At 67.2% G+C, this 11,931-nt stretch carries 10 protein-coding genes; 9 read left to right on the plus strand and 1 reads right to left on the minus strand.

The genetic code is table 11. The features are described 5' to 3' along the window. Positions 1 to 8: 8 nt before the first annotated feature. The gene (locus KVT32_RS07160) at positions 9 to 1,877 is read left to right on the plus strand and encodes a dipeptide ABC transporter ATP-binding protein (protein WP_152385475.1); all 1,869 of its coding nucleotides are present in this window, start codon (positions 9 to 11) and stop codon (positions 1,875 to 1,877) included. A gap of 616 nt (positions 1,878 to 2,493) precedes the next feature. Here the strand turns inward: KVT32_RS07160 and KVT32_RS07165 are convergent. Beyond that, positions 2,494 to 3,276: a LysE family translocator gene (locus KVT32_RS07165; protein WP_217617901.1), complete on the minus strand. Its 783-nt coding sequence runs from the start codon at positions 3,274 to 3,276 to the stop codon at positions 2,494 to 2,496. Positions 3,277 to 3,563: 287 nt separating this feature from the next. Here KVT32_RS07165 and KVT32_RS07170 point away from each other — a divergent pair, with 287 nt between their 5' ends. The 8 genes from KVT32_RS07170 (at position 3,564) to KVT32_RS07205 (ending at position 11,929) form a co-directional block, all read left to right on the plus strand. After that, a complete protein-coding gene (locus KVT32_RS07170) occupies positions 3,564 to 4,100 on the plus strand; it encodes a YaeQ family protein (protein WP_063952521.1) in 537 nt (178 codons plus the stop codon). Positions 4,101 to 4,175: 75 nt separating this feature from the next. Further along, on the plus strand, positions 4,176 to 4,769 hold the full coding sequence (locus tag KVT32_RS07175; RefSeq protein ID WP_056316442.1) for a TetR/AcrR family transcriptional regulator: 594 nt from the start codon (positions 4,176 to 4,178) through the stop codon (positions 4,767 to 4,769). Between the two features lie 119 nt (positions 4,770 to 4,888). Further along, complete coding sequence (locus KVT32_RS07180; protein ID WP_056318659.1) at positions 4,889 to 5,581, plus strand: SDR family oxidoreductase; 693 nt, start codon at positions 4,889 to 4,891, stop codon at positions 5,579 to 5,581. Positions 5,582 to 5,598: 17 nt separating this feature from the next. After that, entirely contained in the window at positions 5,599 to 7,104 is a 1,506-nt protein-coding gene (locus KVT32_RS07185; protein WP_254636784.1) for a DHA2 family efflux MFS transporter permease subunit, read from the plus strand. Between the two features lie 170 nt (positions 7,105 to 7,274). Continuing rightward, positions 7,275 to 8,963, plus strand: a complete 1,689-nt coding sequence (locus tag KVT32_RS07190; RefSeq protein WP_217617902.1) for a sensor domain-containing diguanylate cyclase — start codon at positions 7,275 to 7,277, stop codon at positions 8,961 to 8,963. A gap of 62 nt (positions 8,964 to 9,025) precedes the next feature. After that, positions 9,026 to 9,823: a GntR family transcriptional regulator gene (locus KVT32_RS07195; RefSeq protein ID WP_152384145.1), complete on the plus strand. Its 798-nt coding sequence runs from the start codon at positions 9,026 to 9,028 to the stop codon at positions 9,821 to 9,823. A 19-nt stretch (positions 9,824 to 9,842) separates the two neighbouring features. Beyond that, a complete protein-coding gene (locus KVT32_RS07200; RefSeq protein ID WP_152384146.1) occupies positions 9,843 to 11,048 on the plus strand; it encodes an ABC transporter substrate-binding protein in 1,206 nt (401 codons plus the stop codon). Positions 11,049 to 11,056: 8 nt separating this feature from the next. Continuing rightward, on the plus strand, positions 11,057 to 11,929 hold the full coding sequence (locus tag KVT32_RS07205; RefSeq protein ID WP_056316458.1) for a branched-chain amino acid ABC transporter permease: 873 nt from the start codon (positions 11,057 to 11,059) through the stop codon (positions 11,927 to 11,929). Positions 11,930 to 11,931 lie beyond the last annotated feature (2 nt).

Genomic DNA, 11,931 nt, shown 5'->3' on the forward strand with positions numbered 1-11,931 from the left:
TGGCAACCATGGATTCCAACCGCGTCGTGCAGGTCAATGACCTGACGGTGCGGTTCAAAACGCCCGAACGCACCGTGGAAGCGGTGCGCAATGTTTCCTTTCACGTGAACCGCGGCGAGACGCTGGCCATCGTGGGCGAGTCGGGGTCCGGCAAGTCCGTGACCTCGCTGGCGCTGATGCGGCTGGTCGAGTACGGCGGCGGACATATTGCCAACGGCGGGATGCTGCTGCGCCGGCGCAGCGGCGACGTGCTGGATCTGGTCAATGCACCCGATTCCACGCTGCAACGCGTGCGCGGCGCGGATGTCGCCATGATCTTCCAGGAGCCGATGACCTCGCTGAACCCCAGCTTCACGGCCGGCAACCAGATCGCCGAGGCCCTGCAGCTGCATCAGGGGCTTGACGCCGCGGCCGCCCGCGCCGAGACGCTGCGCATGCTGGAGCGCGTGCGCATTCCCGAGGCGCGCGCCATTCTGGACCGCTATCCGCACCAGCTGTCGGGCGGCATGCGCCAGCGCGTGATGATCGCGATGGCGCTATCTTGCAAGCCGCAACTCTTGATCGCCGACGAGCCGACGACCGCCCTGGATGTCACGATCCAGGCGCAGATCCTGCAACTCATCCGCCAGCTCCAGGAAGAGATGGACATGGGCGTGATCTTCATCACGCACGACATGGGGGTGGTGGCGGAAGTGGCCGACCGCGTGCTGGTGATGTACCGGGGCGACAAGGTCGAAGAGGGCGGTTCGGACGAGATCTTTGCGCGTCCGCAGCATGCCTACACGCGGGCGCTGCTGTCGGCGGTGCCGCGCCTGGGCGCGATGCAGGGCACGGACGAGCCGGCGCCGTTTCCGCTGTTGAAGGTGGACGAGGCCGCGCGCGTGCCGGATCCGGCCAAGCTGGTGGATACGCCGGTGGCCGCGCCATCGACGGTGCGGCGCGAGAACGGGCCGGTGCTGAAGGTGCGGGATCTGACCACCAGCTTTGACATTACCGGTGGCATTCTGGGCCGGGTGCAGAAGCGCGTGCATGCGGTCGAGAAGGTCAGTTTTGACCTGTATCCGGGCGAGACGCTGTCGCTGGTGGGCGAGTCGGGGTGCGGAAAGACGACGACTGGCCGTTCATTGCTGCAACTGGTCAAGAGCAAGAGCGGGTCGATTGAATTCGACGGCAAGAATATCGGTGCACTGCGCGGCAGCGCCATGCAGACGCTGCGCCAGCATATCCAGTTCATTTTCCAGGATCCGTTCGCGTCGCTGGATCCGCGGATGACGGTGGGCTATTCGATCATGGAGCCGCTCTTGATCCACAAGGTGGCGCGCGGTAAAGCGGCGCAGGATCGGGTGCGGTGGCTGATGGACAAGTGCGGGTTGCTGCCGGAAATGATCGACCGCTATCCGCATGAGTTCTCGGGCGGGCAGCGTCAGCGGATCTGCATCGCGCGGGCGCTGGCGCTCAATCCCAAGGTGGTGATCGCGGATGAGTCGGTGTCGGCGCTGGACGTGTCGATTCAGGCGCAGATCGTGAATCTGCTGCTGGATCTGCAGCGTGAACTGGGTGTGTCGTTTTTGTTTATCTCGCACGATATGGCGGTGGTGGAGCGGGTGAGCCATCGGGTGGCCGTGATGTATCTGGGGCAGATCGTGGAGATCGGGCCTCGGCGGGCGATCTTTGAAAATCCGCAGCATCCTTATACGAAGAAGCTGATGGCGGCGGTGCCGATCGCGGATCCGCAGCGGCGGCATCGGGAGCGGTCGCTGCTGGTGGATGAGATTCCCAGCCCGATGCGCCGGGTGGGGGATGAGCCGCTGGTTGAGCCGTTGGTTGCCGTGGGTGAGGGGCATTTTGTGGCGCGGCATGCTATTGGGGTTTATTGAGGCGGTGTGGGCTGGTTTGCTGGTTTGCTGGTTTGCTGGGTTGCCTCTGGCTTTGTTTTTTGTTTGCTGTATTCGCTGTATTGGCTGGCGGTGCTGTCGATGCCGGTGGTGCTGTCGATGCCGGCGGTGCTGGCGGTGCTGGCGTCGGGCGGGGTTCTTGAGACGCGGCCGGCGCCGGGCCGGGTGCGAGCGCGGGGCCACGATTGCGGTCCGGAGCCTTCGCTCCGGACTTGCCCCTGCGTCATCCTCGTGGGCGCCCTTCGGCGCCTGCCTTCGGATTCCCTTGGGCGCATCGACGCCCCGCGCTCGCACCCGTCCCGTCACCAGCCGCTCCGTCAGTTGCTGGCGCGGGGCGGCGGGGCGAGTTGGGTTCTTGCGTTTTTGTCGCGGGTGGGGTGGGGCGGAAGATCTTGCGGGGCCGCCAAAATCGGCCGCGCGGGCGGCCTTCTTTGGCGTTTGGGTGTCTTGCGTCGTGGTGATGACGCTGCGCGCTGGTGACGCGGTGCTCCCCCGCCAGGTGTCTGACACCCTTACGAGATGCGCGTGATAGTGTGGCCGGCCTTCCCGGGTGTCTGACACCCATCCAAGCGCGGGTGTTCAAACAACCCGCCATTCATCAGCGCTTTTCCAGCGCCAACCTCAATCCAAATGCAATAAACACCGCCCCGGTCACACGGTCCAGGCCGCGGGTGACTGCGGGCCGGGAAAGCCAGCGGGCCAGGGGGCGGGTGGCGGCTACCAGCAGGACGAACCAGAGCATGCCGACGATCGCGTGGACCGTGGCTAGCAGCAGGCTGAAGCGAAGGACGTCGGCGCCGGCGGGGATGAACTGGGGCAGGAAGGTGATGTAGAAGACGCCGACCTTGGGGTTCAGGGCGTTGGTGAGGCAGCCGCGGACGAACCAGGCGGTGGCGGTGCTGCCGGGGCGCGTGGCGGCGGCGATTCTGGAGGCGGGGGGCACCGTACCGTTGCCGGTGCCGGTGCCGATGCCGGTGCCGGCGCCGATGCCAGTGCCGATGCTGGTGCCGGTGCGGGTGCCAGTGCCAATGTCAGCCTCCGTGCCCGTACCACTGATCTGCTTGGCGGCCCGGCCCGAGTTCTTGCGCACGGCGCGGGTGCTCCAGAGCAGCTTGATGCCCAGATAGAACAGGTAGATGGCGGCGCAGATGCGTAGGGTGTCGTAGGCAAGCGTGGACACGGCCAGCAGCGAGCCGAGTCCGAAGGCCGCGATCGCGCCCCATAGCAGGCAGCCTGCGCTGATGCCCAGGCCGGCCATGAGGGCGCGGCGGCTGCCTTCGACGGCGGCGGTGCGCAGCACCAGGGCGTTGTCCAGGCCGGGGGTGATGGTCAGGATGGCGGCGGCCAGGGTGAAGGCGAGGAGGGCGGCGGTGGCTGTCATGGCGCGGGAATGTTGAGTGGCGCTGCCGGCAGGGTTGGCGCGGCGCAGGCCCGGCAAGTGTAACGCCCGGTCTAGCCGTTGGGCTTGACCCTTGAGTCTTGACCCTTGAGCCTTGACCCCTGAGCCTTGACCCCTAAGCCGTGGCCTGTGGCGCTTGGCCTGCGGCTTCGGGCGGCTGCAATGCCCGCCGGCATGGGCGATTCACGAGTGCCGAGGCGCGTGGCGCCCCGCAGCGGGCGGTTATCATGGCGGCCTTCCCGCAATTCGCTTTTGAACGGACCTACGCCATGGCCCTGCGCGCCACCATCTACAAGGCCGACCTGAACGTCGCCGATACCGATCGCCATTATTACGGCAGTCACGGGCTTACCGTGGCGCGTCATCCCTCGGAAACGGACGAGCGGATGATGGTGCGGCTGGCGGCGTTTGCGTTGCATGCGCAGGAGGAGCTCTCGTTCACGAAGGGGCTGAGCGATACCGATGAGCCGGACCTGTGGGTGAAGGACCTGACGGGCGAGATCAAGCTGTGGATCGAAGTGGGCCAGCCCGAAGAGCGCCGCATCCTGCGCGCCTGTGGCCGTGCCGACGAGGTGATCGTGTACTGCTATGGCGGTTCGGCCAGCAAGATCTGGTGGGACGGCGTGCGCAACAAGCTGGAACGCACGCGCAACCTGAAGGTGATCAACCTGCCGGCCGAGCAGAGCCGGGCGCTGGGCCAACTGGCCGAGCGCACGATGCAGCTGAACGCCAATATCTCGGACGGCGTGGTGTATTTTTCGGCGGCCAAGGGCGAAGTCACCCTCGAACCCGAGGCGTGGCGCTGAAATAGGGGCCGGGGCTTGCCCTTTGGAACAGGGCGGGCTTAATATGACGATCATCATATTTCGGGCGTCCCGGTCATGTCTGCCTCCCGCAAGGAACAATCCCACGAACGCATTGTCGATGCGGCGGCGCGCGCGATCCGCCGCGCCGGGTATTCCGGGGTAGGCGTCGCGGACGTCATGAAGGAAGCCGGTCTGACGCACGGCGGCTTCTACGCGCATTTCCCTTCGCGCGACGCGTTGCTGGCGGCGGCGATGGAGCGCGCCGGGCAGGACGGCGCGGCGCGCCTGTCCCAGAACATGGCACGCCGCCGCGCCGAAGGCGCCAGCCCGTTGCGCGCCTGGGTCGAAGCCTATCTCAGCGACGCGCATCTGGCCGGCTGCGAGCGGGGTTGCCCCGTGGCGGCGTTGGCCTCGGAAATTCCCCGCCAGTCGGACGATGTGCGCGAGGTGGCGGCCAGCCGGGTGCAGCGGCTGATGGAAGCCGTGCAGCAGGTGCTGCCCGCCCAGGCGGGCGAACACGCGGCCGCGGCCGTGCTCAGCACGCTGGTCGGCGCGTTGCAACTGGCGCGGGCGTTGGGCGACAACCCGCGCGGACGCGCGGTGCTGGCCTCCGCCCGCCAAGCGGTGCTGGACCAGTACGACCACGAGGCTGCCGCAACGTCTCACTGATTCGATTTTCCCCGGCCGCACTGCGCGGCCGTTTTGCCGCCCTTAAATATGATGATCATCATATTTTGATTTGCCGAAGTCCCTACATCCACATCAATTCATCCTCAGGAATGCGCATCATGGAACTGAAAAACGCCGTTGTTTTCATCACGGGCGCCAATCGCGGCCTTGGTCTGACTTTTGCCCGCGAGGCGCTGGCCCGGGGCGCCCGCAAGGTCTACGCTGCCGCGCGCGATCCGTCGGCCATCACGCTGGAGGGCGTCGTGCCTGTCAAGCTGGACGTGACGCGCGCCGAAGATGTGGCCGCCGCCGCCGAACTGGCGGGCGACGTGACGCTGGTCATCAACAATGCTGGCATTGCGGACTTCGGCGGTTTTCTCGCGCCGGGTAGCGTGGAGTCGGCGCGCCGCCATCTGGACGTCAATCTCTTCGGGCCGCTACTGGTGTCGCAGGCCTTCGCGCCGGTGCTGGCCGCCAACGGCGGCGGCGCGATCCTGAATGTCCTGTCGATCGCCAGCTGGCTCAACAGGCCGATGCTGGGCGTGTACGCGATGAGCAAATCCGCCGCGTGGGCGCTGACGAACGGGCTGCGCCAAGAGCTGCAGGCCCAGAACACGCAGGTGCTGGGCCTGCACATGGGCTTCGTGGACACCGATCTGACCAAAGACATCGATGCGCCCAAGTCGTCGCCGCAGGCCATCGTGGCCCAGGCGCTGGACGCGCTGGAGGCAGGCGAGCGCGAAGTGCTGGCCGACGAGCTGACGCGCCAGGTCAAGCAGGGCCTGACCGCCAGCCCGGCCGTCTATCTGTAAGCGGGGACCGGACAGCCATGCGTATCCCCACAACTTCCGCCGGGTCCGCGGCCGGCCTGGGCGCCAACGACCCGGCCTACGTCGCGGCGGATACCGCCGGCGACAAGGCTGCGGCGGTCAGCCTGACCGCAACCGGCGTCGCCCCGTCGCAGCCCGCCGCGCCGCAAGCCTCGCCCTGGCCCGTCTTCTGGATCGCCAGTATCGCGGTCTTCCTGGTGTCGCTGGACAGCACGATGCTGTATGCCGCCTTCGGCGCGCTGCGCGAAGGATTCCCGACGGCCTCGGCCGCGGACATGTCCTGGGTCCTGAACGCCTATACGGTGGTCTTTGCCGCCATGCTGATCCCCTCGGGCGGACTGGCCGACACGCATGGCCGCAAGCGCATGTTCATGGGCGGGGTGCTGCTGTTTCTGGCGGCGTCGGCGGCCTGTGGGCTGGCCGCCACGGAACAGTGGCTCATCGCCGCGCGCGTGCTGCAGGCGGTCGGCGCGGCGCTTTTGACGCCGGCATCGCTGTCGATCGTGCTGGCGGCCTTTCCGGCGTCGCAGCGGTCCGTGGCGGTGAGCCTGTGGGGCGCGGTGGGCGGACTGGCGGCGGCCGTCGGGCCGAGCCTGGGCGCTTTTGTGGTGGACGTGGCCGGCTGGCCGTGGGCGTTCTACATCAACCTGCCGTTGGGCGCGGTGTCGCTGTGGTTCGGCGCGGGGATGCTCAAGGAGTCGGTCAGGCCCGACGCGCGGCGGCGCGTGGATGGGGTAGGCATGGCGTTGCTGATGGTGGGCGTGGGCGCGGTGGCCCTGGCCATCGTGCAGTCGGAGTCGCCAACGTGGCAGCGCGGCGAATTGACGGTTGCGGCCGCCGTGGGCGTGATGGCGCTGATCGCGTTCGTGGTCTGGGCGCGCGTGACGCCGCACCCGCTTGTCGATCTGGCGCTCTTCAAGCACCGGACGTATCGCTACGTGAATCTGGCGACGCTCAGCTTTGGCATTGCCTTTGCCATGATGTTCTTTGCGTTCTTTTTCTACATGACGGGTGTGTGGCACTACAGCCTGCCGCGCGCGGGGCTGGCGGTCACGCCCGGTCCGCTGCTGGTGATGCCGACGGCGATCATCACCGGCCGGCTGGCGGCGCGGATGGGGCACCGGCCCTTCCTCGTGGGCGGCGCGCTGGTGTATGCGGCCAGCGGGTTGTGGTTTCTGTTGGTGCCGGGCGCGGAACCGGCCTATGTGCGCGAATGGTTGCCCGGACTGCTGCTGAGCGGCATCGGGGTGGGCATGGTGCTGCCGTCGCTGTCCGGCGCGGCGGTGAACCGGCTGCCGGCGCAGCATTACGCGGTGGGCAGCGCGGTCAACCAGGCGACGCGCCAGATCGGCGGCGTGCTGGGTGTGGCGGTCACCGTGGTGCTGCTGGGGCATGGCGCCGCCAGCCACGCGGATTTCTCGCCCATCTACGTGGCGCATGTGGGTCTGGCCCTGCTGACCGCCTTGCTGTGCCTGCCGGTGGACACCCGGCCGAAAGCGGCCTGAGCGGGTGGGCGCAAGGGCGGGGGGACGACGCCGCAGTACGGAAAACGGGGACGCGATCTGCCTGATCAACCCGCCGAAATGATGCAATTTTGGTGCGGAACGTGACAGAATGTCAGCCACCACGCGCTGGCCGGCTGTACCGGTGAATTCCGTATTGATCAGGTTTCGAAATGCCCGCTTCCGGAGATGCGTCCCCCATCCCTCCGCCTGGCCCTAACGAGGCCGGCGCGCCACGCGAACCGGACGGTCCGCTGGACAGGTTGGCGCGGCTGGCCCGGCGCACGATAGGCGTGGACACGGTCATCATCGCGTGCACCGACGCCGACGGCGCGTGGCGGGCAGTGGCCGGCGCCGCGCCGGGGCCCGCGCCATGTCCCTGGTCCCTCGACCATCCGGTGCGCGCCGCCGATGGACGCCTGCTCGGCACGCTGCGCCTGCTGCACAGCCAGACACGCAATCTATCCCCCGACGATCAGCAAACCTTGCAGGATCTGACGGGCCTGGCGGCCACGGCCATTGAAAAGCGCCACGCGCTGGCCTGCGAGCGTGCCGACGAAGACACCTGGCGCGACGAAGCCCGCAAACTGTCGCTGGCCATTGCCGGCAGCGGCACCGGCGTGTGGGACCGCAACGTGGTGACCGGCGAGATCACCTATTCGCCGGGCTGGAAAGCGTTGCTCGGTTATAGCGAAGCCGAGCTGACGACGCGCATCGAAGACGCCTACACCCGCCTGCACCCGGACGACCTGGACTATGTCCGGGCCGCCATGCAGGCGCACTTCGATGGCAAGACCTACAGCTACGAAGTCGAGCACCGCATCCGCTGCAAGGACGGCAGCTATAAGTGGATCTGCAGCCGCGGCAAGGTGGTCAGCCGCGACGAAACGGGCCGCGCGCTGCGCATGATGGGCACGACCACCGACATCAGCACCCTGCGCGCCATGTCCGAAAGGCTCAAGCGCACCGCGGATCTGGTCGTGAACCTGACCGACGCCGTGCCCGGGCTGGTGTTCCAATGCCGGCCGGTGCCGGAGGGCGGATCGTGGTTCTCGTATGTCAGCGCGGGCATCTGGGACATGTTCGAACTGACCGCCGACGACGTGCGCGCGAGCACCACCGCCATCGAACAGCGCATCCATCCCGACGACCTGCCTGCCTACCGCGCGTCGCTGCAGGCAGCGGCCGCGGCGCAGATGCCTTGGCATCTGGAATTTCGCGTCTGCCTGCCGCTTCAGGGCGTGCGCTGGCGGCAGGGCGATGCCAGCCCGCGCCGCGACGCCGACAATGGCGTGGTCTGGCACGGCTTTGTCACCGACATCACCGACCGCAAGCGGGCGGAACTTGAATTGCGCGAACTGGCCGCGACCGACGCGCTGACCACCTTGCCCAACCGCCGCCACTTCATGTCGCGCATCGCTGCGGAGCTGACGCGGATAAAGGGGCAGGGCGGTCAGGGGGCGGCCGTGCTGATGTGCGACCTGGACCACTTCAAGCACATCAACGACACCTGGGGCCACGCCATCGGCGATGGTGTGTTGCAGCATTTCGCGAACATGCTGCGCGCCCAATTGCGCGAAATCGACCTGGTGGGCCGCATCGGGGGCGAGGAGTTCGCCGTCGTCCTTCCAGACACCGACTTCGAACGCGCGCACGTCTTTGCCCGCAACGTGCAGCGGCGGATCGCCGACACGCCGTATTCCACGGGCGGGTGCCCCATCCCGCTGACGGTCAGCATCGGGATTTCCGCGCTGCACAATAACGACGACGATGCGGGGCTGGCGCTCAGCCGCAGCGATCGCGCGCTGTATTACGCCAAGCAGCGGGGACGGAATCGGATCGAGTCGGTGTTTTCCCGATAGAACAACCGCCGGGACCCTTTGTTCCATTGACCGTACATTAGGACACCCCTAGAGTTCCCGTCATGGGAACCTCATTGCCACTTCCGAAATACCACCAGATCTATCTCGTCCTGCGCGAACAACTGCAGGAGGGGCGGTTCGACCAGGACGGCGTGCCCGGCGAGCATGCGCTGGCGGACCAGTTCGACGTCGCGCGCATCACCATTCGCAAGGCAATGGAAATGCTGGTCGCCGACGGCCTGGTGTCGCGGCGCCCCGGCCTGGGCACCTGGCCCCTGCGCGGCGCAACCACCGCGCACAGTGCGCCGGCGCCCGATTCGCAGCAGAAGGCGCACCTGACCGGCCTGCTGGAGAACATCGTCAACATGGGCTTGCGCACGTCGGTGCAGGTGCTGGACAGCACGCTCGTCTATGCGCCGCCGTCCGTGGCCGACGCCTTGCATATCCCGCCCGGCACCCCCGTGCACAAAAGCCTGCGCGTGCGCAGCACCGATGCCGGGCCGCTCTCGCATATCACCACTTACGTGCCGCAGTCCGTGGCCGATTTCACGCGCGAAGACCTGGAACGCGAACCCCTCCTGATGCTGCTGGAAGCCGCGGGGGTGGAGTTCGGCGGCGCCACGCAGACGATTTCCGCGCGCCTGGCCGATGCGCAGGTCGCGCGCCTGCTGGACGTTGCGGTCGGTTCGGCGTTGCTGGCCGTCACGCGCCTGGTGCGCGACGTGGGCGACCGGCCGGTGCAATTGCTGCAGGGCCTGTACCGGCCCGACCGCTACCAATATCAGTTGCAGCTATCGCGCGTCGGCAGCATCGACGCCAAGGTCTGGGTCAGCGAAGAGCTGTCGGCCCAATTTCATTGAACCCCTCGGAGATCCGCCCATGAATTCGCGCCGCACTTTCCTCTATCAATCCGCCGCCGCGGCGGCACTCGTGTCCGCCCCGTGGGTGGCCCGGTCGCAGGGCGCCGCGCCCATCAAAGTCGGGGTGCTGCACCCGGTGACGGGCGCGCTGGCGTATTCGGGCCAGCAATGCCGCCTGGGCGCGCTGTTGGCCATCGAGGACATCAACAAGGCGGGCGGCATCAAGTCGCTGGGCGGCGCGCCGCTGCAGGCGGTGCTGGGCGATGCGCAATCGCGTCCCGAGGCGGGCTCGGCCGAAGTCGAGAAGATGAACGAGGCGGGGGTATCGGCGATCGTGGGCGCGTATGCGTCGGCGATCTGCCTGGCCACGACGCAGACGGCCGCCAAGTACAACCTGCCGCACGTCGTGGACGTGGGCGTGGCCGACCAGATCGTCGAGCGTGGCTTGAAGAACACCTTCCGTTTCGGTCCGGGCTACCGTGCCTGTAGCGAACGCGCCATCCTGGACCTGGCCGCGCTGAACGACTCCGCCGGCAAGCCGGCCAAGACCGTGATGATCGTGCACGAGGACTCGTTGTTCGGCACGGGCACCGCCGCGCTCCTGTCCAAGGCGCTGCCGGAGCACGGCTTCGAGGTCAAGGAAGTCGTCAAGCACCCGAACCCGACGCGCGACTTCAACAACATCGTGCTGCGCATGCGGTCGGTGAATCCCGACATCGTGATCCCGGCCAACTACTACAACGAATACGCCTTGCTGCTGCGCGCCATGAAGCAGCAGAAGGTGCAGCCCAAGGCCATCTACTCGGTGCTGGGCGGCGCGGCCTCCAGCTACAAGTTCCTGAAGGAATTTCCGGACATCGCCAACGGCATCATCGACTGCAACCACTGGTTCAACCCGAAGGATGCGCGCGTCGCGCCGCTGAAGGCCCGGGTGGAAGAGAAGGGCGCGTACTTCAGTTACGAGGTCTTCATGACCTACACCGCGATGCTGCTGCTGGCCGATGCGCTGGAGCGTGCCAAGTCCGCCGACCGCGCCGCGATCATCGAGGCACTGGCGTCCAGCACCTTCCAGGACAACCTGATGCCCTATGGCCCGACCAAGTTCGTCAATGGCCAGAACACCGGGGCGCAGCCGCTGCTCACGCAGGTGATCGGCGGCGACATCAAGGTGATCTTTCCGGCCGAATACCGCCAGGCCGATGCCGTGTTCCCGCTGAAGGCCTGACAAGATCCATGCTCGATCCCGCCATCCTCTTTTCCTCGGTGCTGAACGGCCTGACGACGGGCGCGGTGTACGCGCTCATCGCCCTGGGCCTGACCCTGATCTACGGGGTGCTGCACATCATCAACTTTGCCCACGGCGCGGCGCTCATGGTGGCGCTGTACGCCGTCTACCTGCTCAAGGACCGGCTGGGCATCGACCCCTATGCCGCCTTGCCGCTGGTCGTGCCCGGCATGTTCGTGCTGGGCTACGCCTTGCAGCGCGTCGTCATCAACCGCGCCAGCCACGGCAAGGACGAGAACATCCTGCTCGTGACGCTGGGCCTGGCGATCGTGCTGGAGAACCTGGCGCTGGTCTGGTTCAAGTCCGACACGCGCAGCATCGACACCGCGTACACGCTGTCCACGGTCGAGATCGGCCCGGCCATGATCGCGCTGCCCAAGGTCATCGCCTTCTGCGGCGCGCTGGCGGTGGCGGCGGTGCTGTTCTGGATCATCCGCAGCACCGACCTGGGCCGCGCCATCCGCGCCGTCGCCCGCGAAAAGCAGGGCGCCAAGCTGATGGGCATCGACGTGGAAAAGGTCTACGCGGTGTCGTTCGGCATCGGCATGGCCTGCCTGGGCGCGGCGGCGTGCTTTCTGCTGCCGGCCTACTACGTCAATCCGCAGGTGGGCAGCGGCTTCGTGCTGGTCGCCTTCACCATCGTGGTGCTGGGCGGCATGGGCAGTTTCGTGGGGGCGCTGGTGGGCGGACTGCTCATTGGCGTGGTGGAGTCCATCGGCGGCCTGTTCCTGGGCGACTCGCTGGGACAGATGGGCATCTTCGCGATCTTCATCGCGGTGCTGCTGTTTCGCCCGCAGGGGCTGTTCGGGGCGAGGGGCTGAGC

The organism is Achromobacter sp. GbtcB20 (genome assembly GCF_019091095.1).
Lineage (GTDB): Bacteria > Pseudomonadota > Gammaproteobacteria > Burkholderiales > Burkholderiaceae_B > Achromobacter > Achromobacter mucicolens.